This window comes from Pradoshia sp. D12 (assembly GCF_008935075.1).
In the GTDB taxonomy this organism is placed as follows: Bacteria; Bacillota; Bacilli; order Bacillales; family Pradoshiaceae; genus Pradoshia.
Map to the genome: position 1 here is coordinate 989,001 of NZ_CP044545.1, position 23,866 is coordinate 1,012,866.

Genomic DNA, 23,866 nt, shown 5'->3' on the forward strand with positions numbered 1-23,866 from the left:
GAATTATAATGGAGAAATTACTTGAAGTAAAAAATTTGCATGTCTCCTTCGATACCTATGGTGGTGAGGTTAAAGCTGTACGTGGAGTTAGTTTTGACTTGTTCAAAGGAGAAACATTGGCAATTGTTGGAGAATCCGGTTCCGGAAAATCCGTTACAACAAAGGCATTAATGAGATTAATTCCGAATCCTCCAGGACGTATAAAAGAGGGACAAATACTTTTTGGAGAAAATCGTGACCTTGTTAAAATGACTGAAAGAGAAATGCAACGAATTCGCGGTAAAGAAATGTCAATGATATTCCAGGATCCGATGACTTCTTTAAACCCAACCATGAAAGTCGGTAAGCAAATTATGGAAGGGTTAATCAAGCATCAAAATTTAAGCAAAGCAGCTGCCCGTGAGCGAGCTATCGAGCTTTTAAGATTAGTAGGGATTGCCCAGCCTGAAATTCGTATGAACCAATATCCTCACCAATTCTCAGGCGGAATGAGACAGCGTGTAGTTGTAGCGATTGCTCTTTCATGCAATCCAAAAGTGCTGATTGCAGACGAACCAACAACAGCCTTGGATGTTACCATTCAGGCCCAAATACTAGAATTAATGAAGGATTTACAAAATAAAATTGATACATCCATTATCTTTATTACACATGATTTAGGAGTTGTTGCGAACGTAGCTGATCGTGTAGCGGTTATGTACGGAGGACAAATTGTTGAGACTGGAACGGTAGATGAAATTTTCTATGATCCGCGCCATCCGTATACATGGGGGCTATTATCCTCAATGCCTAGCCTAGATAATAGTGGGGATGTTGAGCTTACAGCGATTCCTGGTACTCCTCCGGATTTGATTCATCCACCGAAGGGGTGTCCATTTGCACCAAGGAATCCCTATGCTTTAGCAATTGATTATGAAAAGGAACCGCCTATGTTCCAGATTTCAGATACTCATTTTGCAAAAACTTGGCTCCTACATCCTGATGCACCAAAAGTAAATCCACCGGAGCTAGTCCAACAGCGTATTCGCCATATGGCCTCCAATTTTGAAAAACCTGTACAAGTAGGAGGGGTTAACTAATATGGCTACAAAAGAAAAAATTATCGAAGTCAAAGGACTTAAACAATATTTTAATGTTGGTAAACCGAATATGGTTAAAGCGGTGGACGATGTATCTTTTGAAATCTATAAAGGTGAAACATTCGGTCTGGTGGGAGAATCTGGATGTGGCAAATCTACAACAGGGCGATCCATTATCCGTTTATATGATTTGAGTGGCGGAGAAGTCATTTTTAAAGGGAAAGAAGTCCATGGCAGAAAATCAGGTAAGGATCTAAAGCAATTTAACCGAGGTATGCAAATGATCTTTCAGGATCCTTATGCTTCATTAAATCCTCGTATGACTGTGGGCGATATTATTGCTGAAGGCATTGATATACACGGATTAGCGAAAAATAAGGAAGAACGTATGAAACGCGTATACGATCTTCTTGAAACGGTTGGACTTAACCGTGAGCATGCGAGTCGTTATCCGCATGAATTCTCTGGTGGTCAGCGTCAAAGGATTGGGATTGCCCGTGCACTCGCAGTGGATCCTGAATTTATTATTGCCGATGAGCCAATCTCAGCGCTTGATGTTTCCATTCAGGCACAGGTTGTTAACCTTCTGAAAAAGCTTCAAAAAGAAAAAGGGTTAACATATTTGTTCATCGCGCATGACTTGTCAATGGTGAAATACATCAGTGACCGTATTGGTGTTATGTATTATGGTAAATTGGTAGAAGTTGCAGACAGTGAAGATCTATATAAAAACCCAATGCATCCATATACACAATCTCTACTTTCTGCGATTCCTCTGCCGGATCCGGAAAGTGAACGCACGCGTAGAAGAAAACCGTATAATCCGGACGTTCATGGTTATGATGAAAATGAACAACTAGAAATGCGTGAGATTGCACCAGGACATCATGTATTGTGTTCATTAAATGAATTTGAGCAATATAAAAAAACATATATCAAAAAAAATTAGTATGAACCGTTTGTGGTTCACGAGTCTTATTTGGAATATGTAGCAAAAAGGTTATCCTTCTGTGGATAGCCTTTTTGATGTATTTTTGGAAAAAGAGGGAAGTGAGATGTTTTTTCATATTTATAGGAGGTATAATAATAGTGACATGAAGGAGTGATGTGGGGGATGAAATTGGTTAAAAATATGGCAGTGTTAATGTCAATCCTAATGATAGGGACACTGTTTACAGAGGTATCATATGCTGCTACGGAGGCTGAAAAAGAGTTTTTACTACATAGTGGACAGAGTATTGTTCTAGAAAACAAGGAACTTCCTGAGGGGATGCAACGATTTATAAAAGAATCGAAATATTCATTTACATATCCTGATGCAGTAAGAGGCATTTATGTGACAGGAAATTCTGCAGGGGGCAGTAAATATAAAGAACTGGCAAAATTAGTGGATACAACAGATTTGAATGCGATGGTGATTGATATAAAAGATGACTTCGGTAAATTAACCTATAAACCAGATGCATCTAAGCCATATGCTGAAGCTGGAACAAATCTAATTAAAGATCCAGATAAATTATTAAAGGATATGGAAAAAAGAGAAATCTATCCGATTGCCAGAGTGACGGTTTTTAAGGATAGTTATTTGGCAAATAAAAAACCTGAATGGTCATTTTTAGATGGAAAAGAAGTATGGAAAAATGGCAGAGGAGAATCATTTGTTAACCCATTTGTAAAAGATGTATGGGAATATAACGTTGAGATTGCAAAAGAAGCAGCTGAAATGGGTTTTCAGGAAATTCAATTTGATTATGTTCGCTTTCCCGAAGGATTTGAGAATCGCGATAAAGAATTGAAATACTCAGTGGGTAATTACGGAGATAAAGCTGTAGATAATGTTCAGCATCGAGTAAATGCTGTTACAGACTTTGTAGAGTATGCTAAGAGTGAATTAGAGCCATATGGAGTAAAGGTATCAGTTGATATTTTTGGCTACTCTGCTACTCTTCCAGAAGCGCCTGGGATAGGACAAAACTTCTCTAAGATATCTGAGCATGTTGATGTCATTTCTTCTATGATCTATCCGAGTCATTGGACATCCTATTTTGGAATTGCCAAGCCAGATTTAGAACCATATAAACTTGTAAAAGAATACGCAAAACTAGAGAATAAAAAATTGAGCAGTTTAGAGAGTCCGCCAATCTCCAGGCCTTGGATTCAGGATTTTACGGCACCATGGCTAGGTAAAGGAAATTATAAGCAATACGGAAAAAAAGAAGTAGAAGATCAAATTAGAGCGTTAAAAGAAGAAGGAATCAATGAGTATTTATTATGGAACTCAGGAAACCGTTATACCTCCGGAGTAGACTATAAACAATAATAAAATCATATAAGCTGAAACAAAGGATTGGCTAAAAAAAGCCAATCCTTTTCTTTAGCTTATTTCATACTCCAATCGGGTGAGAATTTTTATTAGTAATGTATAATTTGGGGAATTTTATCAACAGGTTCTTAAGAAGTAGAATACTGGCTGCATCCGCCATTTATAATAATGTTTAAAGCCAGTGATGATTATGCAGTTTATTTCGCTACGCGAATACAGCTCTGTTAGGAAGGTTAAGAAATTGAAATGGTTATTTGTTTTTCTTGCCGCCAACCTTATTAAATCCGGTTGTTGATCTGTTCGTTTGTATCACAAACTCAGAACGCTTGTGCCTGCCGAAAATCAGATTTCCAATACCATTTGTTAATGGACCCATAAAAGCAGTTAGACCAATAATTAAAAAGGATACCAATATAAAATCAAGGATATATTCGCTCATTCGTTCCTCCTTTTATATTTCGACTGTGTAAATTTCTTTACATTTTTATTGTAATAGATTAAGAAGTGGGAGAAAAGGGAAAAGGTAACTTGGTTGCTAAATTTTATACATTTAATAAAATATATCACCTTAGAAGATAGAAAAAATCATGCGAATAGGCAGGATGCTTGTTCTAAACTATTAATCCATGAGATAGGTAACACCTATCATTTAACAACCTATAAGAATATGTATGAATGTAAAATCAAAATTACTAGATACGAACTAGATAAACAAAGGAGCAGATACATCAGATGAGTTGGTATAAAAGATTGCGTGAATATTTTCCGGAAGAGGAAATGAAATCAGAAGAACATATAAACATGCTGTTAAATCATGGCCAAAAGGACTACTTCCTTGATAATGGGAAAAATCATATTTTATTATATGCAGAGAAAGAGAACTTTATCTTTGTTGATTACTTATATGTGATGGGTAATGCAAGAGGAAATGGTACAGGAAAAAAGGTTTTGGACAAACTGAAATTGAAGGGAAAACCAATCTTTTTAGAAGTAGAGCCGATAAATGAGTCGGAAGAGGATTCAGAGAAAAGATTACGATTTTATAAACGAGAGGGTTTTAAGCATGCGAATACCGTCTCCTATGTTAAAAATTCACTCGCTACAAATAAAGATGTAGAATTGGAGATTCTTTATTGGAGTCCGGAAGCAGATAAGCATATGGATCAAGAGGTATTAGATGGAATGAAAGAAATCTATCGTGATTTGCATACTTATAAGGATGAAGAATTATATGGAGGGAAATACCGGCCAACTGAGAAAGCCTTGAAAATAAAAGAAAATAAATCTGATATTTTAGATGAAATAACAAGCTGAAGATTTAACTTCAGCTTGTTTTCTTTTTACCTCAAATGTTTAACGGCTTCGCTCTAGGGTATATAAATAATAGAAATTATTTAAAAAAAGAGACACAGGCCAAATGAAATAGGGCAAAGGAATGGAGTAATATAACAATTATTTCAATAATATGATAGTAAGGTTAATGTTTAGTAAACCCGGAAACATTTTCTAAAAAATCTCTACACATTCCATTATTAATCATGTATAATAATTTTATATGTTCCTTAATTATAATTATTTTAATTTAGATAGTATCATAAGCATTGTGAAATGTTAAATATATAGCTCTAACGGGATAAGGGAACTTAAAGAATAGGGAGAGTGACAGGGAATGGTTACACTTTACACATCACCTAGCTGTACGTCATGTAGAAAAGCAAAAGCTTGGTTAGAAGAACATGATATTCCATATAAAGAACGTAATATTTTTTCTGAATCATTAAGTCTTGATGAAATAAAAGAGATTTTACGTATGACTGAAGATGGTACCGATGAAATCATTTCAACACGCTCGAAAACTTTTCAAAAGTTAAATGTAAATCTTGATAATTTACCTTTACAGGAATTGTTTAATATCATCCAACAGAATCCCGGATTATTAAGAAGACCAATTATCATTGATGAAAAACGTCTGCAAGTTGGTTACAACGAAGATGAAATCAGACGATTTTTACCTCGTAAAGTAAGAACATTTCAACTTCGAGAAGCACAGCGCTTAGTTAATTAATTTTTATATTGTTCATAAACCCCCTTCCTGGACAGCGAAGGGGGTTTTGGTGTATCTTAAATTATTAGACATAATTATTTTATGAAATATAGGCTTTTTGTTTCCCACTATTTACTATTTATCATAAAATATAACTACCACCTGCTTTATAAAAAGAACATCCATGATTAACATTTTTAAAAACAGGGAAAAGATATAACAACCTAGTTTGGGGGTATATCCCTTCAATTACCTCAAACCAGAAGGGAGAGAGTGAATCATGGAAATCGAACGTATTAATGAGAATACTGTAAAATTCTACATTTCATATGGGGATATTGAAAAGCGAGGCTTCGATCGAGAAGAGATCTGGTATAATCGTGATCGAAGTGAGGAACTTTTCTGGGAAATGATGGATGAAGTGCATGAAGAAGAGGATTTTACTGTTGAAGGCCCACTTTGGATTCAAATCCAAGCACTTGAAAAAGGGTTGGAGATTTTAGTTACTCGAGCGCATCTATCCAAGGATGGCCATAAATTCGATTTGCCAATTGATGATCCCGCCAATTCCGTTGATGTGAAGATAGAGTCTATGCTTGAAGAGCATTTTCAAACTAACCAAGCAATAGATGAGCAAATAACAGAGGATGATACATTGGAATTTGTCCTTTCATTTAAAGACTTTGAAGATGTCATTGCATTAAGTAAAACGAACGGAATTCAAGGAGTTGTGACCAAGTTATACTCCTTTGAAAATATATATTATTTGTATGTAGAATTTCCAGATGGAGAGTTTGTGGAAGAAGAGATTGATAATAAGCTATCAATTATACTTGAATATGCTGATGAATCTCCTGTTACAATCCATCGTCTTGAAGAATATGGAAAAGTCATTATACCTAAAGATGTATTCTCGACTGTAAGCCAATACTTTTCTTAATACTCATTAATTGAAAGCTGATTTCCACTTGGAAGTCGGCTTTTTAGTTCTTAAATTGGTCTGGAATCACCACATTGAGGACCCCCTATTTAGAAAGTGTGATTGAAAAACTAATCGAGGGTTTGCGTCATTCAGACCATATTGGGGTATAGATAATGAAAGTTTTCAATGAAAAATGGATAAGGTGAGGATTATGAAGAATTTTATTAATGTTCTTTTATTTATCTCAATTTTAGGGATTGTGGGATTTATATATCAGAAAAATTTCGATGGGGATTATATTCAATATGGAAGTATATTATTTACAATAACTGTTGTTTTTATTGGATTTATTATATTCCTGGAAAATCGTCATCCTGCACAGACACTAGCATGGTTAATCGTTTTGGGTGCTTTTCCGGTAGTTGGATTCTTGTTTTATTTGTTATTTGGAAGGAATTTTAGAAAAGAAAAGATATTTAAGAAAAAATATTTTTTAGATAAGCAAAAGTATATGGATATTACAGGGGAAAGTGAGAAAAGATTATTAAGATTAGATAATGAGAATCATGATTATAGCCAATTGTTTAATCTAGCTGATCAGATTGCCAACACCCCTATCTCTTTATCTACGGAGACTAAAGTTCTTACAAATGGAAAAGAAACATTTAATTCTATTAAAGAAGCTTTATTGCAAGCAAAACATCACATACATATGGAATATTATATTGTTCGCCATGATACCTTGGGGAATGAAATTAAAGACATACTTATTAATAAAGCGAAAAACGGGGTGAAAGTTAGATTTCTTTATGATGCAGTCGGATCATGGACTCTTTCAGGGGAATATATTAAGGAAATGAGAAAATGGGGGATTGAGGTAGTGGCGTTTGGCCCTGTTAAGCTCCCCTTTTTAAATAATAAATTTAACTTTAGAAACCATCGAAAAATTGTTGTAGTGGACGGAGATATTGGCTTTGTTGGTGGTTTAAATATCGGTAATGAATATTTGGGTAAAGATGAGAACTTTGGATTTTGGCGTGATACCCATTTGAGGTTAAATGGAGAAGGAGTCCGCAGTTTACAATTAATCTTTTTGCAGGATTGGTATTACATGACCAATCACAGTTTCTTAACAGATGAGTATCTTGCTCCTGTAACAACAGATCATGAAAAAGGGCATCATGGGGGAGTACAAATAATTGCAGGTGGGCCTGATAATGAATACAGTACCATTAAAAATATATTCTTTTCTATGATTGTTTCTGCAAAAAAATCAGTTTGGATTGCCTCCCCTTATTTTATCCCAGATGAAGACATATTTTCTGCCTTGAAAATTGCTGCTCTAAGTGGTATTGATGTTCGCTTATTAGTACCTAGTAATCCGGATAAGAGAATTGTCTTCCATGCTTCGAGGTCCTATTATCCTGATTTATTGGAGACAGGAGTTAAAGTCTATGAATATCGTGAGGGTTTCTTGCATTCAAAAATCATCATTGTAGATGGAGAACTTGCATCTATAGGTACCTCAAATATGGATATGAGAAGCTTTCACTTGAACTTTGAAGTCAATGCGTTTCTCTATAAGACCGATAGTGTACAGACATTAGTAAATGATTATCTACATGACTTATTAGTTTCGAATGAGCTGCATATTGAGGTATTTAAAGGTAGACATTTCGGTATGAGAATGATGGAATCATTATTTAGACTACTATCACCGATGCTATGATGAAAAAGCTCCGCCTAGTTGAAAAGTTCAACAGATGGACATATAGAGTTCATTTAGAATGAAGGTTTATTAAATAGATAACGAGAATTTGATAGGTATCCTATAGGAAAAGGAGCCTGTACATGCTGGTTGCAATTAATAAAGAAGATAAACAAATTCATGCCAACCAAATTATAAAGAGACACGAGGAAGAGTATCGCTGTCCTGCTTGCCGGAAACGTGTGATATACCGTTCCGGCCCGCGGACGATTCCCCATTTTGCTCATCAAACAAAGGGGAATTGCCAAGCAGCAACTGAATCTGAAACAGCAGATCATCTATCAGGGAAAAATAATTTATACCGTTGGTTAAGAAGCTGTCAGTTGGATGTTGAACTGGAGAAATATATAGCTATCATAAAGCAAAGACCTGACATTTATGTAAAGAGGAAAAATCAATATTATGCAATCGAATATCAATGTTCATCTATTCATGAAGAGTTATTTTTGAAAAGAACAAAAGGATACTTGGATGCAGATGTTGTGCCTATCTGGATTTTTCACAGCCACTTCATTAAAAGAAACGGAGTTTATCTGTGGAGGCTAAATTCACTCCTTAAATCTGCTCTTAGAAAATCTTCATCACCTTTTCTCCTCTTTCACAACCCCAAGCAAGCAAATTCCATACTGGCATTTGTGAATATTATACCTGTCTCAATAGAACAATGCTTCGGTCAGATGGTATTGTTATCTGAGGGAATGGATCTGGAAAGTATCTTATCTCCACCCAAGCAAGAAATCCCTTATTTAAACGATTGGTTTAAAAAACGTACTCTGCAACTTATGAATGAAATCCGTTTTAAAGGCTTGCAAAGTAAGCTGATTAAAGAATTATATCAGGTTGGGATATCTCCGTTTAAAATCCCTGAATTTGTTGGTGTTCCATTGTTAAGCGGCTGTATGTATGGAATGCCGGCGACTGTCTGGCAAGGATTAATCTATATCGATTTACTGAATTGCTTTAACCTGCATGGAAGAATCAGTGAAGCATGGATTCGGTCAAGATTTTTGGAAAGAATAAAGAAGAAGGATATAATTTTAAATCAATGCCCTTTAATGAGCCAGGATATATTTACCGCATTGAAAGAATATCTGAGATTCCTTGAAAAAATTGATTATTTGGAAAAAATAGATGTAAATCATTATATAATAAGAGAAGACTTCATTTTAGACGATCATTTTGAAGAGATAATCAAATTGAGGTTATTCGATTTTTATGAAGGGAATTAAAGGTATTATGAAGAACTTTATGAAAGAAGCAAATGATTGGAGGGAACTGCATGGCTGCAGATATTAAACAATTACCTGAAAGAAAAGATATACCTGTAGAAGATACTTGGAGACTGGAGGATATCTTCCCAAGCGATGAAGCATGGGAGAAGGAGTTCAAGGGCATTTTGGCTGAATTGCCAAAAGGCGATCAATATAGAGGGAAATTAGATGAGAGTGCTGATACCTTATGGCAGGCTTTGCAATTTCAGGATATGATTACTGAAAGACTTGGACGTTTATATACATATTCTCACATGAGATATGACCAGGATACCGGTAATACATTTTATCAGGGAATGGACGACCGCGCCCGGAATTTATATTCTCAGGCTGCCAGTGCTTTTTCGTATATTTTACCTGAAATCCTTGCAATTAAAGAAGAAACAATTAATCGGTTCATGCAAGAGAAAAAGGAGCTTTCCTTATATGAACAAACTTTAAAAGAGATCAATCTGCAAAGACCCCACGTTCTATCAGCAGAGGCAGAGGCTTTATTGGCTCAGGCATCAGAAGTGATGGGAACTGCATCCAATACTTTTGGCATGTTAAATAATGCCGACCTTCGTTTTCCTACAATTAAAGATGAGAACGGGGAAGAGGTTGAACTGACTCATGGAAGGTACAGCAGATTTTTGGAGAGCAGTGATCGTAGAGTTCGTGAGGAAGCCTTTAAAGCGATGTATAAGACATATGGACAGTACCGAAATACGTTCGCAAGTACATTATCCGGGACAGTGAAGAAAGATAATTTCTATGCAAAGGTACGTCATTATGATTCTGCAAGACATGCAGCTTTAAGCAATAATAATATTCCGGAAACCGTATACGAAAATCTAATCAATTCCATTCACAACAATCTGCATTTACTACACCGTTATGTGAAGCTTCGTAAAAAACTTTTAGGTGTGGATGAATTGCATATGTATGATTTATATACACCTTTAGTGAAAGACGTGAAGATGGATATTTCCTATGATGAGGCTAAAGAATATATTCTAAAAGGGCTTGAGCCTTTAGGTGAGGAATACATCAATGTATTAAAAGAAGGGTTCGAAAACCGTTGGGTAGATGTTCACGAAAATCGCGGTAAACGAAGCGGCGCATACTCCTCAGGTTCATATGGAACTAATCCATATATTCTAATGAACTGGCAGGATAATGTGAATAATCTTTTCACATTAGCTCATGAATTCGGCCATTCTGTACACAGTTTTTACACACGCAAAAATCAGCCATATCCATATGGTAATTATTCGATTTTCGTAGCTGAAGTAGCATCTACTACAAACGAAGCCCTGTTGAATGATTATTTGCTTAAAACAATAGATGATGAGAGCAAGAAAATTTATTTATTAAATCATTATCTTGAAGGTTTTAGAGGAACAGTATTCCGTCAGACGATGTTTGCGGAGTATGAACACATTATTCATAAGATGGCACAGGATGGAGAAGCTCTGACTGCTGAAAGCCTAACACAAAAATATTATGAGCTTAATAAAAAATACTTTGGTGATGATATTGTTATTGATGAGGAGATTGGTTTGGAATGGTCAAGAATCCCTCATTTCTACTACAATTATTATGTATACCAATATGCAACTGGATTCAGTGCAGCAGCAGCGTTAAGTAAACAGATTTTAGAGGAAGGGCAGCCGGCTGTTACGCGCTATATTGAATTCCTAAAAGCAGGCTCAAGTGATTTCCCAATTGAGGTTCTTAAAAAAGCAGGTGTAGACATGACTTCACCGAATCCGGTTGAAGAAGCTTGTAAAGTTTTTGAGGATAAATTAAATGAGCTGGAAGCTCTTTTAGATAAATAAAAATAATTCGAGGATTTTTTAAACCACCCCTTAGAAGTTAGACACCAATTTAACTTTTAAGGGGCGGTTTTTTTAAAATGGAATTAAATGCTGAAATTAAACTTAATGATTCCAGTACTAGTAACTCTAGAGGAGGGAAATAACCCTTGGAGGAAAAAGTTTTACACAATTCAAAAATTGAGGATCTTAGTGAAACTAAATTAGTAGGTTTTCGAGTTTTATGCGATAGCGAACAATATCTAAATGAAATTCCAAAAGCAGCACAACTTCTTAATGAACGTATGAATGAAATTCAACAGGTTACCAATTCATCTGTACAATATGGGGCATTTGTTGTTGATAACTATTCAGAAACTGAAGATGGTTATTGGATATGTGTTCAAGTTAACGAGTACGAGGATATACCGGATGATATGGTTTACTTAACGATTCCGCCTCAAAGATATGCTGTAGGCAAACATAATGGAGCTAATTATAGTATTAGAGATACATATGCAAGATTACACGCTTGGATTGAAAAAAACGGATATGAAAGACAATTAGATAAATGGCATTTAGAGAGGTATCATAGTTGGAATAATAAAGATAATCTAATTATTGAGTTATTGGATACTATTACAGAATCTTAAACTCTAAAAGTAAGTGCAGGCCAATCAAGAGAACTCGCCAATTTTCTGCGAGCTCTCACTTTAATTTATAACTATAACCGGTAGTTTTAGGCCAACTTAAGGCTTTTAGAATCCCTTGAATTTTTTTTGATAACCAAGACTATAGATAAAGATGAAAAAAGAGAGAAACAAAATAGGTGACGATACATAGAGAGGAATGATCCGCATAATCCCAAACAGCTGCAGGGGAATAGAAAATAAAACTAATAGGATTAAACTGCAAATATAAATTTTTTTCATAGAAATCATCCTTTATTACATAAGATAATTTGTACTGATTTCTAAAGAATATGGCAGAGGATAACCAAGTATGCAGTAAAAATGTCAGAAATGTGAATTAATGAACAAAGTGCTTGCATATGTGAAGAGAATTTGTTATATTACTATTGTGAAGTTGATCACTAGCAAACATTTACCCCTTTGTTTGACCGTGAAAAATTTCTCCCATCCCCTTTGTTCGTATGAAGAATAAGACTCTGTCCGATTACAGAGTCTTATTCTTATTTATACGGAAAAATATTCTAGGATAATAATTATAATGACGGTTTTTAATCGTTTTCTGCATATCTCCAATACGTTATGTTGGATGATGGTATCCTCTCAACCGTACGCTTCAAGAGTAATTTTTTCATTTCCCTTTCAACTTCTTGCTTATCCATTCGGTAAATAAATGTAATCTCATGAGTATTAATAATTTGAAAATCCTTAATACAGTCCTCTAAAGAGGGGAGTGATTGTGCTTTAGGCGGAAATCCTAACATCTCCTCAAGTATTTGAACATAAACTTCATAAGGGTAAGCCCCTGTTACCTTTATACCTTCATCTTCCATCTTTTGATTAAAGAAGACCAGGCTAGGCAGGTCAGTGACATCCATTTCTGATGAGATTTTTAAATCACATTGAAAAGCTTTTATGGCACTTTCTGAATTGATATCACGTGAAAACTCATCACAATCTATCTTGGCTTTATGAGCGCAGGCTAACAATGTATGCCAATTCGATACACTTTTTTGATCAAGAAATAAAGCCTCCTGAATTTTCTTAAAAAAACGATATCCAGCCTTCTTTCCTTGCATTTCTGCAGCTTTAATCGCGATAGGGGTGATATATAACGAGCTTTCAGGATTGTTGATCCAGATATTATCATCACAGGAAATACCCGACCTGTTTGCAGCTGAAAGGAATGATGGAAATGGGTGCTTAGCATTTGTATGCTTTCTTTCCACTTTTTTGCTAAACACATACTTTAAAGCAAAGTAATGTCCATATTCTAATTTCAGTCGTTTTATAATTCGTTCCAGCTCAAAGCAAATTGAACAAGTAGGATCTATAAATAAATAGATTTCTAATGGTTTTTCCAACGGTTTAAAATATTGATGGACAGACAGCCAATCCTGCCATTTTGGAATTGAAGAGTCATGCTTATTCATAACTATCACCTTTTTGCTGGATATCGTTTGTATTTATCATATGCTCAGCTGTTAAGGTAAGTCTGCCCAGCAGATACTCTCTTAAAGGAGAATCTAACTGAATACTATCCATAGCCTTCTCCATACAGCTCAGCCAGGCTTTTGCACGCATAGGTGTAATTTCAAAAGCAAGATGTCTTGCTCTCAGCATGGGATGACCATGTTCCTTAGTATACAAAGAAGGTCCACCAAGAAACTGAGTAAGAAATTGTTTCTGTTTACGAGCTGTCTCTGTAAGATCATCTGGAAAAATAGGAGCTAGCAGCGGATGCGAACCCACATGATCATAAAATGCATCTATTAATTCAGATAACCGCTCTTTCCCTAATGCATCATATGGAGTTGGATTTTCTGCCATACATTATTCTCCCTCCATGAGTTGATAAGAATAATTTTAACAAGCAAGACTTGAATTATCCAATATACTGCTTTTTTTCCTGATTTTATAAGATTTTGAAGGGTAGATGCTAGCAGAGAAGCTTAGTAGAAGGTTATTGATAGTTCTTCAATTTGCATATATAAGGGGAAATAAAAAACTGTTCATTTTATGAACAGTTTTGCAGGTTTGGTTATTTTATGCGTAATAGGAAGTCATGACTTTATTTACATAGTTTTGCGTTTCTTTAAAAGGCGGTACACCACCGTATTTATCAACATTTCCTGGACCTGCATTATAAGAAGCTAAGGTCAATTCGATATTTCCATTATATTTAGTCATCATGGATTTAAGATACTTGGTTCCACCCATAATATTATCATAGGGGTCCATGATATTGTTTACGCCAAGAGATGAAGCCGTTTTGGGCATTAGCTGCATTAAGCCTGATGCCCCGGCTGAGCTAATGGCATTTGAATTATAGCCGCTTTCCTGCTGTATGACGGATCTGATTAATTTTTCAGGGACGTGATATTTATTGGAAGCTTCTTTTATAATGTCATCGTATTCTGTATTCTGATTCATAATTGCTGTACCAGTAGTTGATTGATTAGTAATTGGGACTGGATTGTACGCAATGGACGGAGAAGACGGAATGCTGCTGTTGATTATAGTAGCCAATGTACCTAATCCCGGATTGGCAGCAAGTGCATTATTCGTAGGATGGCTGACGGATGAAAGAACTTCATTCAGCAGAGCCTGAAATAAATTGGCAGAAGAAGGTGCCTGAGTTACAGAATTACTATCTGTTGGCCTCAGGGATCCGAGAGCTTGAAGCTGAATAATCGTATTGATGTCTCCTACGTTCATTATGTTCACTCCTTAGTAAGGTATAGTATCATTTGATTATAAAAACGTTGAACTTTATTTTCAGTTGGACGAAACGGAATGCCAGATTCTGATAAAAGCAGGTCAAATTCTTTCTTTCCTTGATCAAAGTTGTCCACTTCAAATTCTACCTCATAATCCTCTATTTGGAAATAGGAGCTATTATCTAAAACGAGCAGGCCGCTCTTATAAGGAAGCTCAACCCGTTTCGTTGTCAAGGTACCAAAATAACGAATTTCTTGTGGGTTGATTTTTAGATTTTTAATTCTTTCAGAGATTTTGCTATCAGGGATACCACCATCTTTTATGATTTTATTAGCTGTATCAGAGTCTATATCCCAGTTAGTTTCCAATAAGCCTTTTTGATTTTCAAGAGGCTGTTTAAGGGTCATCTCATAGGATGAATTTTTTTCACGTATACGTAAAGCTGAGGTATATTTTTTTAAGTCAAATGTAACTGTGTCAAAGTAATGATTTTTTTGTACTGTAAAATGTTCTGGCTTTATTTTAAAACGTTGCATGAGGTGGTTAAATTCCTCAAATGTCAGCAAATTTTTGAATTCAATTTCGATTTGTTCGCTCATATGTACATTCCTCCATGATAAACTTATGTATAACTATTATGACTTTTTGAATAGATAACATCAATCTTAGATATCCGTATAATCTTTGTGTTAAAATGGGTTTGAGCAATTTAGGGTAATAATTAGTACTAAATGTATTCATTAGCATGGTTGAATAAAGACGATTAATTCATAAAATACATACTAATACATGATAATGTCTTCGATTCTGAGTTTTCCCTTGCTCTCAATAACAAGAATATTGAAAAGTATTTCAGGTGGTGGAATCCATGAGTAGAAAATGGGATGAATTTTTAGCCCCCTATAAACAGGCGGTTGATGAGTTAAAGATCAAATTAAGGGGTATAAGAACCCAATGTGACTTAGAAAAAGAACATTCACCAATAGAGTTTGTTACAGGTCGCGTTAAACCGATCGCGAGTATCCTGGATAAGGCTTACCAAAAGCAAATTCCTGAGGAAAGACTTGAAATGGAATTACAGGATATAGCCGGTCTTCGAATTATGTGCCAATTTGTGGATGATATAAAACAGGTAGTTATGCTGTTACGACAAAGAACTGACTTTGTAATTATTGAAGAAAGAGACTATATTACAAATAAAAAAGCAAGTGGATACCGTTCGTATCATGTAGTTATTGAATATCCGGTTCAAACGATTCACGGAGAGAAAAAAATATTAGCGGAAATACAAATTCGTACCCTTGCCATGAATTTCTGGGCTACGATAGAGCATTCACTTAATTATAAGTATAACGGACAGTTCCCGGAAACATTACGCAATCGCTTAGAGAGATTAGCTGAAGCAGCTTTCCATATGGATGAAGAAATGACACAGATCAAAATGGAAATCCAGGAAGCGCAGCAATATGTCTTTAAGAAGAGGGGGAAATAACACTTTACAGGTGGGGATTATGATGAAATATGCAGTTACGTCTAAAGGAGATACCAAATCCAATCATTTTATGGAGCAAGTGAAGGATCAATTGGATAGTCTGGGTGTTATTTATGATGAGGATCAACCTGATGTTGTTATATCTGTCGGCGGTGATGGAACATTGTTATATGCCTTTCATCGTTATAGCTCACGTCTTGATAAAACAGCATTTATAGGTGTACATACGGGTCATTTAGGTTTTTACGCTGACTGGAGACCTGAAGAGATTACAAAGCTAGCTAATGCTATAGCTAAGACGCCTTACCAAACTGTTGAGTACCCACTGCTGGAGGTTACTGTTCGATACAGTCACGGTGGCAGAGAGTCAAAATATTTAGCCTTGAATGAATCAACTGTTAAAAGTGTGGGGAGCACATTGGTGATGGACGTAGAAATTAGAGGGCAATCCTTTGAGAGGTTTAGAGGAGATGGTTTGTGCGTATCTACTCCTTCAGGCAGTACTGCTTATAATAAAGCCCTTGGTGGTGCTATTATTCATCCTTCCATCCCTGCTGTGCAATTGACGGAAATGGCTTCAATCAATAATAGAGTGTTCCGTACAATTGGATCTCCTCTAATACTGCCAGGTCATCATACCTGTATGATGAAACCAGTAACAAATGATGATTTTCAAATTACAATTGACCATTTAAGTCTTTTGCATAAAGAGGTAAAATCGATTCAATTCAGAGTGGCAGATGAACGAATTCGTTTTGCTCGTTTTAGACCTTTCCCATTTTGGAAAAGAGTTCGTGATTCTTTTGTTACAGAATAAAAAGAAAGTTATAGTAGGTGACCTAAAAGAATGCAATTGTCTTTTGGTCACCTTTTTTACTGAATAAATAATCCTTTAGCTTAAAAAGCTATAAATATGAATAATGAAAAGGAAGGTCTCCATGGTGAAGCCATTTACATTAGAGTGGACAGTAGAAAATCAGGAAAGCAATAAAGTTTTGAGAGAATATTTGGCGGATAAAAAAATATCAAAATCAGCGTTGGCAGATATTAAATTTAAGGGTGGTTATATTTTTGTTAATCAGCAAGAAGTGACGGTGCGATACATATTAAAAACTGGTGATCAGGTTACCGTAATCTTCCCGAAAGAGGTGGGAAGTGAGCAGCTGATAGGTGAGAAGATACCTCTTTCTATTATCTATGAGGATAACTATGTAATGGTCGTCGAAAAACCGGCCGGCATGTCTACAATTCCATCTAGAGAGCATCCAGCCGGTAGCTTAGCCAATGCAATCATTGGCCATTATGAACAAATTGGCCATTCAGCGACCGTTCATATTGTCACAAGATTGGACCGGGATACGTCTGGCTTGGTCTTAATAGCCAAGCATCGCCATATACACCATTTATTAAGTTTGTCTAAATCTATAAAAACGGTGGAGAGAAAATATAAAGCAATCGTCACCGGTGTGATTACACCCTTGGCTGGAACAGTGGAAGAACCTATTGGCCGTATGGATACCAGCATTATTAAACGTGAGGTACGGGAAGATGGCCAATATGCATGCACGGAATATAAAACGCTGCAATTATTTGAACGGTATTCACTTGTGGAATTAAAGCTGCAAACCGGAAGAACGCATCAAATACGAGTACATATGGCACATTTGGGGCATCCGCTAATAGGTGATGATTTATATGGGGAAAGCAGACAACTGATTAAGCGGCAGGCATTACATTGTTATTCGTTGAAATTTCTTCATCCAATAACGGGGAAAGAACTTTCGTTTGAGAGTGAATTACCAGAAGATATGATGCAATTAATATAGGGCTTATGAGTATTTGAGCAGATATATCTATTTTTAAAATAAATAAACTGAGGATAAATAAAGTTTTGCAAATAAGTATTTTAAAAGGAGTGAAAATAATGGTAAATAACATCAAAACAATAGATGAATGGATTGCTGATAATCATTTGAATCCAACCGAAGTTGGTTTTATTGAAACAATCCTTACCTTTGCTTCTACAGTAAGGCATCTCCAACATAAAAAGACAGCTATGAATGAGGCGATCAGGACCATGTTTCCTGATAAAAGAGCTGAAATAACTCCAAAAATAACATACCAAAAACTTGAGAAAATCCTGATAGACAATGACATATCAATTGATTTGGAGACCATGCTCAATCAATACCTTTCACAAGGAGTATGTGTTGACCTATGTAATGAGTTACTTCTGGATCGAGGATAATTCGATTTTTTTAACCAAAAGTTTTCTTGGAAAATAAAAAGGTGCTGAATGTCGCATAATAGGACAATCAGACACCTTTAATTACTAGAATTAATTGTCATAAGTATGAAATTTTTCTGGAACAAGCTGTTGAGAGGAGGTTACTGAGAAAAGGGCCATATCTGGGTAACGCAAAGCAGTTAATTTTCCTCCAAATACAGCTCCTGTATCGATATTGTACGTATTATTTTTAATTCTTGGTTCGCGGACAGGCGTATGCCCATAGACAATAATCGGATCACCTGGATGTCGAAGTGCCCAGTCCCTTCGTTCTGGTCTTCCATCCGGCAGTGTTTTTCCGGTTATATCCCCATATAAAACAAATGTTTTAACACCCTTATGTGTTGCTCCTATAAATTCTTTTTTGATACCGGCATGTGCAAGGACAAGCTTACCTTGATCTAAGACAAGATAAAGAGGAGCTGACTCGTATAATTGCATAAAATGGTCGCGCACCTTCTTTCTTACTGGTTTAGATAAAGCCTCAAGTTCAGCAATCGTTGTCTCTAAGCCATGTACAGCCTTTACTTTATTGCCTAGGAAATAACGATATAGTTTATTGCAATGATTACCCGGTATATATAAGGCAGTTTTCCGTTGTATGGTTAATGACCATACAAGGTTAATCATCTCTATAGAATTAGGTCCTCGATCAGTAATATCGCCTATAAAGACAGGGGTATTTCCGTTTGGATGGACAGGAATATTATCCTCATTAAATTGATAACCCAGTTTGTGGAATAATTCGATACATTCCCCATAACAACCATGTACATCGCCTATACAATCATAGATCATTTGCATCACTTCCTTCTATTACCTCTATATTACCCTTTTTTAAAGGGTTTCAATTATATCTATTTAGGAAATTGTAAAGGGTATGATAGATACGCCTTAAACGACATAAAAAAAGGTATGGTGACCTCTAAAATGGAAATTCAGGAAAGCAAGCAAAGAGATTTACTGCGTTTATTAAAAGAAGAGAACCTCCAACAGTTTCGGATTATATTTTTAGATATTCACCCCTATGATCAGGCAAAGTTTTATGCGAATTTAGAAGAAAAAGAACGGGCAACTGTTCATCACTTTCTCTCACCGGATGAAATGGCAGAGCTAATAGGGAATCTTGCTTATGAATATGAAGAAGAGATTGTAGAGAGAATTTTAGCAGAAATGGATCCTCGATATGCCGCCTCTATTTTAGCTGAAATGCATCCGGATGATGCTGTTGATTTGCTCAGTAATTTGGATAAGGAACAAATAATCAGTTATTTGTCTTTAATGGATGAAGAACAATCGCAAAATATCATGCATTTGCTTCACTATGAGGAATCAACTGCAGGAAGTATCATGACGACTGAATTTATAAGCATTGCAGAGAATCAAACAGTAGGATCTGCCATGAAACTAGTGAGGAAGGAAGCACAGGATGCTGAATTAATTTATTATATTTATGTTATGGATGAAAAGCAAAAATTAACAGGGGTACTATCCCTGCGTGATTTGATTGTGGCAGATGATGATACAATGGTCTTTGAATTAATGAACAAACAGGTCTATTCGGTGAAAGTAAGCGATGATCAGGAAGAAATAGCTCGAAAAATGAGAGACTATGATTTCGTTGCGATGCCGGTTGTTGATTTTCAGCATCATCTGGTCGGCATTATAACATTTGACGATATGATTGATGTTATGTATGAAATAGCTTCCGATGATTATTCCAAATTAGCAGGGGTATCCGATATGGAATACATAGATAAAAGTCCTTTTTCATCTGCCCGTAAAAGACTCCCGTGGTTGATTATATTATTATTTCTAGGCATGATTACCGCTAATTTAATCGGTCAATTTGAAGAAACTTTATCGAAAAAGGCAATTCTGGCGGTGTTCATCCCCTTAATTGCAGGGATGGCTGGGAATACAGGTACACAAAGCTTGGCTGTTATAGTGAGAGGAATTGCTACAGGGCAAATTGAGGATGAAAACAAGCTAAAGCTCCTTTGGCGTGAAGCGGGAACAGGACTTATAACCGGAATATCATGTGGAATCGTGGTTACCATTATCGTTTATGTTTGGAAAGGTGAACTAATTCTTGCTGCCCTCGTTGGTATTTCCATACTGGTAACATTAATTGTCGCCACATTAGCGGGTAGCCTTGTGCCTTTATTGATGCATAAGATGAATATTGATCCTGCTGTAGCCTCAGGACCATTTATTACGACCATTAATGACTTAATAAGTATTCTTATTTACTTTGGAATGGCTACTCTCTTTATGGGTTATCTCACATGATATATTTAGCTGAAAAAACAGAAAATGGTTGCGATTCTTCTTTACTTAGTTTAAATTAGTAGTAGGTACTAATAACTTGTGTTAATTATTTAAGGAGGAATCCTTCCTATGAACTTAAGTATGGATGGGAAAACCATTGTTGTAATGGGTGTGGCAAATAAAAGAAGTATAGCTTGGGGTATAGCTAATTCACTTTACCAGGCTGGTGCTAGATTAATTTTTACATATGCAGGGGAACGAATGGAAAAGAGTGTTTATGACCTTGTAAACAGCTTAGAGGGTGGAGAAGAGACCTTCGTCCTGCCATGTGATGTTACAAAAGATGATGAAATCGAAGGATGTTTTGCTACGATTAGAGAAAAATATGGAAAGATAGACGGGATTGCGCACTGTATTGCTTTTGCCAATAAGGAAGAGCTTAAAGGTGAGTATATGAACACGACGAGGGACGGGTTCCTATTGGCCCAAAATATTAGCTCTTATTCATTAACAGCTGTTGCAAAAGCAGCAAAAGAAATCCTGAATGAAGGGGCTAGTATCGTTACTCTTACTTATCTTGGCGGTGAACGAGTAGTCCAAAACTATAATGTCATGGGTGTGGCCAAGGCCTCACTTGAAGCAAGTGTGAAATATTTGGCTAATGATCTTGGGCCTAACGGCGTAAGAGTAAATTCTATTTCAGCAGGAGCAATCAGAACCTTGTCGGCCAAAGGAGTCGGCGATTTTAATGAAATTCGAAAAGTATTTGAAGAGCGTGCACCTTTGCGCAGACAAGTAACCCAGGAGGAAGTGGGAGATACAGCCCTATTCCTGTTCAGTCCATTGTCCCGGGGAATTACGGGGGAAAATATCCATGTGGATTCAGGGTATCACATCTTAAGCTTATAAATAAAATGACTCTCTATTGCAAGGTGGCTTTGATAACCGCTTTTGAAATAGAGAGTTTTTTTTATGAAAAGTGTTACTGTGTAAATCAGTCAATCAATCACCTAAATAAAGTGGAACTGTTCCCCCTTCATTATTGTGTTAAGATCCAATATTATTCTCCTATACAATAAAAATGTTATAAATTTCTAATAAAATGATAGTCAATTGGGAAAAGCTGTGACATAATAAATCATAATATTTTAAATATTTTAATAAATTACATAATAATATTACGCAGGAGGGAATGGCTTGGATGACACTGTGGTTTTAGATGTAAACCATTTAACCGTTTCTTTTATGGATGATGGAAAATTGGTTCCTGCAGTTGAGAATATCGATTTCCAACTTCATAAAGGAGAAATTCTTGGTATTGTTGGTGAATCAGGAAGTGGGAAGAGTTTGACCTCTTTATCCATTATGGGACTGCTTCCACAACCGCCGGCTATTGTTGATCCCCAGGCAGTCATTAATTTTGAGGGAGACAATTTATTAAAAAAATCCGAATCAAAAATGAGGAAAATTCGCGGGGATCGGATATCTATGATCTTTCAGGAACCGATGACTTCTCTTAATCCTTTGTTTACAATCGGCCAACAAATGATTGAAGCATACAGGCTGCATAGAAACAGTAATAAAGTTAAGGCGCGTACTGAATGTATGGAAATGTTAAAGCAGGTAGGGCTGCCTCGGGCTGCTGATTTAATGAAAAATTATCCACATGAGTTATCAGGCGGTATGAGACAGAGGGTTATGATAGCGATGGCCATGGTTTGCAAACCAAACATATTGATTGCAGATGAACCGACTACGGCACTTGATGTTACCATTCAAGCCCAAATTCTTAAGCTGATGAAAGATTTAAATAATCAAACTGAAACATCAATCATTCTCATTACTCATGATCTTGGAGTGGTGGCTGAAATATGCGATCGCGTTCTTGTTATGTACGCAGGAAAAATTGTTGAGAAAGGAACGGTCAGGGATATATTTAAAAATCCTAAACATCCATACACAAAAGGATTACTGAAATCTGTACCCGACATCCGGCAGAAAGATAGTAAATTATATTCCATTCCAGGTAATGTTCCGAAACCAGGAATGATTCAAAATGGCTGTGTATTTGCTCCGCGTTGTGAATATGCCATGCCTGCCTGTGCCACAATGACTCCGGAATTACAAAAGGTGTCTCCCCAATATCAATGGGTAAGGTGCCTATTATATCAGGGACAGGAAGGAGGCATCCATCATGACGGAGCTATTAAAAGTTGAAGGCCTGAAGAAATTTTTCCCTATTAATGGAGGAGTTTTGAGCAGGAAGATTGGTGAAGTAAAAGCCGTCAATGATATATCCTTTCATGTGAAAAAAGGGGAAACTCTTGGGATTGTTGGGGAAAGTGGCTGTGGAAAGTCAACAACCGGCAGATTATTAATGAGATTGATTGACCCAACAGAAGGAAGTATTGTCTTCGAAGATAACGAAATCATGTCTATGTCAAAAAAGCAGCTTAGACAAGTGCGACGTGATATTCAAATGGTTTTTCAGGATCCTTATGCGTCATTAAATCCGAGGCATTCCGTCCAGCAAATATTAGAAGAACCTTTAATTGTTCATGGCATTGGCAATAAGAAGGAGCGGGCAAATAGGGTAGCAGAAATGATAGATGTTGTGGGACTCAGTTCCTATCATTTAAAACGTTATCCCCATCAATTCAGTGGCGGTCAGCGTCAGCGGATCGGTATTGCCCGAGCCCTAATGACAAAACCTAAATTAATTATTGCAGATGAGCCTGTTTCTGCGCTTGATGTATCCATACAGGCCCAGGTACTAAACCTGTTAAAGGATATCCAAAAAGAATTTGGACTTACTTATATTTTTATAGCACATGATCTGGGGGTTGTCAGGCATATTAGTGATCGCGTTGGAGTCATGTATTTGGGGAGAATGGTAGAATTGTCGGGCAGCGAAGAGTTATACGAATACCCTCTTCACCCGTACACACAAGCTTTATTATCTTCAGTACCAATACCAGACCCTGATATTAAACGTGAATCCATCATCTTAACTGGAGACATCCCAAGCGCATCCAATCCACCGAGTGGTTGTGCATTCCATACTAGATGTCAGCATGCAATGGAAGTTTGTAAGACTATTAATCCAGTATACCAAGAAATAAAAGGGGATCATTATGCTGCATGTCATCTCCATGGTGAACATGACAGCAATGATAATAAACAAATATAAGAGGGGGTTTCAT

At 36.3% G+C, this 23,866-nt stretch carries 24 protein-coding genes; 18 read left to right on the top strand and 6 right to left on the bottom strand.

The window, feature by feature from the left end; genetic code table 11:
- Positions 1-8 precede the first annotated feature (8 nt).
- The 3 genes from F7984_RS04905 to F7984_RS04915 all read left to right on the top strand — a co-directional run bounded on the left by F7984_RS04905 (position 9) and on the right by F7984_RS04915 (position 3,399).
- Complete coding sequence (locus F7984_RS04905) at positions 9-1,079, top strand: ABC transporter ATP-binding protein (protein WP_066101460.1); 1,071 nt, start codon at positions 9-11, stop codon at positions 1,077-1,079.
- 1 nt (position 1,080) lies between these two features.
- Positions 1,081-2,028, top strand: a complete 948-nt coding sequence (locus tag F7984_RS04910; protein WP_066101457.1) for an ABC transporter ATP-binding protein — start codon at positions 1,081-1,083, stop codon at positions 2,026-2,028.
- Between the two features lie 183 nt (positions 2,029-2,211).
- Positions 2,212-3,399 carry a putative glycoside hydrolase gene (locus F7984_RS04915; protein WP_375138407.1) on the top strand — a complete coding sequence of 396 codons (1,188 nt, stop codon included), beginning with the start codon at positions 2,212-2,214 and terminating at the stop codon, positions 3,397-3,399.
- Positions 3,400-3,652: 253 nt separating this feature from the next.
- On the opposite strand, the gene F7984_RS04920 is transcribed toward F7984_RS04915, so the two are convergent.
- The gene (locus F7984_RS04920) at positions 3,653-3,841 is read right to left on the bottom strand and encodes a hypothetical protein (RefSeq protein WP_066101454.1); all 189 of its coding nucleotides are present in this window, start codon (positions 3,839-3,841) and stop codon (positions 3,653-3,655) included.
- Between the two features lie 293 nt (positions 3,842-4,134).
- Here F7984_RS04920 and F7984_RS04925 point away from each other — a divergent pair, with 293 nt between their 5' ends.
- From F7984_RS04925 to F7984_RS04955, 7 genes are all read left to right on the top strand, one after another.
- Entirely contained in the window at positions 4,135-4,716 is a 582-nt protein-coding gene (locus F7984_RS04925) for a GNAT family N-acetyltransferase (RefSeq protein ID WP_139891428.1), read from the top strand.
- A 355-nt stretch (positions 4,717-5,071) separates the two neighbouring features.
- Positions 5,072-5,467, top strand: a complete 396-nt coding sequence (spxA, locus tag F7984_RS04930; RefSeq protein WP_066101447.1) for a transcriptional regulator SpxA — start codon at positions 5,072-5,074, stop codon at positions 5,465-5,467.
- 259 nt (positions 5,468-5,726) lie between these two features.
- The gene (mecA, locus tag F7984_RS04935) at positions 5,727-6,386 is read left to right on the top strand and encodes an adaptor protein MecA (RefSeq protein WP_066101444.1); all 660 of its coding nucleotides are present in this window, start codon (positions 5,727-5,729) and stop codon (positions 6,384-6,386) included.
- A gap of 193 nt (positions 6,387-6,579) precedes the next feature.
- Positions 6,580-8,097, top strand: a complete 1,518-nt coding sequence (gene cls, locus F7984_RS04940; protein ID WP_140461158.1) for a cardiolipin synthase — start codon at positions 6,580-6,582, stop codon at positions 8,095-8,097.
- Between the two features lie 122 nt (positions 8,098-8,219).
- Positions 8,220-9,365: a competence protein CoiA gene (locus tag F7984_RS04945; protein ID WP_066101438.1), complete on the top strand. Its 1,146-nt coding sequence runs from the start codon at positions 8,220-8,222 to the stop codon at positions 9,363-9,365.
- Between the two features lie 50 nt (positions 9,366-9,415).
- Complete coding sequence (pepF, locus tag F7984_RS04950; protein ID WP_066101435.1) at positions 9,416-11,227, top strand: oligoendopeptidase F; 1,812 nt, start codon at positions 9,416-9,418, stop codon at positions 11,225-11,227.
- A 146-nt stretch (positions 11,228-11,373) separates the two neighbouring features.
- Entirely contained in the window at positions 11,374-11,856 is a 483-nt protein-coding gene (locus tag F7984_RS04955) for a GyrI-like domain-containing protein (protein WP_140461159.1), read from the top strand.
- Between the two features lie 587 nt (positions 11,857-12,443).
- Here the strand turns inward: F7984_RS04955 and F7984_RS04960 are convergent.
- The 4 genes from F7984_RS04960 to F7984_RS04975 all read right to left on the bottom strand — a co-directional run bounded on the left by F7984_RS04960 (position 12,444) and on the right by F7984_RS04975 (position 15,212).
- Positions 12,444-13,325, bottom strand: a complete 882-nt coding sequence (locus F7984_RS04960) for a ClpXP adapter SpxH family protein (RefSeq protein ID WP_066101430.1) — start codon at positions 13,323-13,325, stop codon at positions 12,444-12,446.
- Complete coding sequence (locus F7984_RS04965) at positions 13,318-13,722, bottom strand: globin domain-containing protein (RefSeq protein ID WP_139891425.1); 405 nt, start codon at positions 13,720-13,722, stop codon at positions 13,318-13,320. The genes F7984_RS04960 and F7984_RS04965 overlap by 8 nt, the downstream gene beginning before the upstream one ends.
- A 216-nt stretch (positions 13,723-13,938) precedes the next feature.
- Entirely contained in the window at positions 13,939-14,610 is a 672-nt protein-coding gene (locus tag F7984_RS04970; RefSeq protein WP_066101424.1) for a lytic transglycosylase domain-containing protein, read from the bottom strand.
- A 5-nt stretch (positions 14,611-14,615) separates the two neighbouring features.
- On the bottom strand, positions 14,616-15,212 hold the full coding sequence (locus tag F7984_RS04975; protein WP_140461160.1) for a CYTH domain-containing protein: 597 nt from the start codon (positions 15,210-15,212) through the stop codon (positions 14,616-14,618).
- Between the two features lie 269 nt (positions 15,213-15,481).
- Between F7984_RS04975 and F7984_RS04980 the strand changes: the two genes are divergently transcribed.
- The 4 genes from F7984_RS04980 to F7984_RS04995 all read left to right on the top strand — a co-directional run bounded on the left by F7984_RS04980 (position 15,482) and on the right by F7984_RS04995 (position 18,353).
- Positions 15,482-16,105, top strand: a complete 624-nt coding sequence (locus tag F7984_RS04980; protein ID WP_139891424.1) for a GTP diphosphokinase — start codon at positions 15,482-15,484, stop codon at positions 16,103-16,105.
- A gap of 22 nt (positions 16,106-16,127) precedes the next feature.
- Positions 16,128-16,922: an NAD kinase gene (locus F7984_RS04985; RefSeq protein ID WP_066102367.1), complete on the top strand. Its 795-nt coding sequence runs from the start codon at positions 16,128-16,130 to the stop codon at positions 16,920-16,922.
- A 121-nt stretch (positions 16,923-17,043) separates the two neighbouring features.
- Positions 17,044-17,931, top strand: coding sequence for an RluA family pseudouridine synthase (locus F7984_RS04990; protein ID WP_066101416.1), 888 nt, complete (start codon positions 17,044-17,046; stop codon positions 17,929-17,931).
- A 98-nt stretch (positions 17,932-18,029) separates the two neighbouring features.
- On the top strand, positions 18,030-18,353 hold the full coding sequence (locus F7984_RS04995; protein WP_139891423.1) for a hypothetical protein: 324 nt from the start codon (positions 18,030-18,032) through the stop codon (positions 18,351-18,353).
- A 90-nt stretch (positions 18,354-18,443) separates the two neighbouring features.
- On the opposite strand, the gene prpE is transcribed toward F7984_RS04995, so the two are convergent.
- Positions 18,444-19,190: a bis(5'-nucleosyl)-tetraphosphatase PrpE gene (gene prpE, locus F7984_RS05000; protein ID WP_139891574.1), complete on the bottom strand. Its 747-nt coding sequence runs from the start codon at positions 19,188-19,190 to the stop codon at positions 18,444-18,446.
- Positions 19,191-19,322: 132 nt separating this feature from the next.
- On the opposite strand from prpE, the gene mgtE reads away from it, so the two are divergent.
- From mgtE to F7984_RS05020, 4 genes are all read left to right on the top strand, one after another.
- Positions 19,323-20,684, top strand: a complete 1,362-nt coding sequence (gene mgtE / locus F7984_RS05005; RefSeq protein WP_066101407.1) for a magnesium transporter — start codon at positions 19,323-19,325, stop codon at positions 20,682-20,684.
- 108 nt (positions 20,685-20,792) lie between these two features.
- Positions 20,793-21,572, top strand: a complete 780-nt coding sequence (gene fabI, locus F7984_RS05010) for an enoyl-ACP reductase FabI (protein ID WP_066101403.1) — start codon at positions 20,793-20,795, stop codon at positions 21,570-21,572.
- 288 nt (positions 21,573-21,860) lie between these two features.
- Positions 21,861-22,880: an ABC transporter ATP-binding protein gene (locus tag F7984_RS05015; RefSeq protein ID WP_373925457.1), complete on the top strand. Its 1,020-nt coding sequence runs from the start codon at positions 21,861-21,863 to the stop codon at positions 22,878-22,880.
- The gene (locus F7984_RS05020; protein WP_140461161.1) at positions 22,858-23,853 is read left to right on the top strand and encodes an ABC transporter ATP-binding protein; all 996 of its coding nucleotides are present in this window, start codon (positions 22,858-22,860) and stop codon (positions 23,851-23,853) included. The genes F7984_RS05015 and F7984_RS05020 overlap by 23 nt, the downstream gene beginning before the upstream one ends.
- The last annotated feature ends 13 nt before the right edge of the window (positions 23,854-23,866 follow it).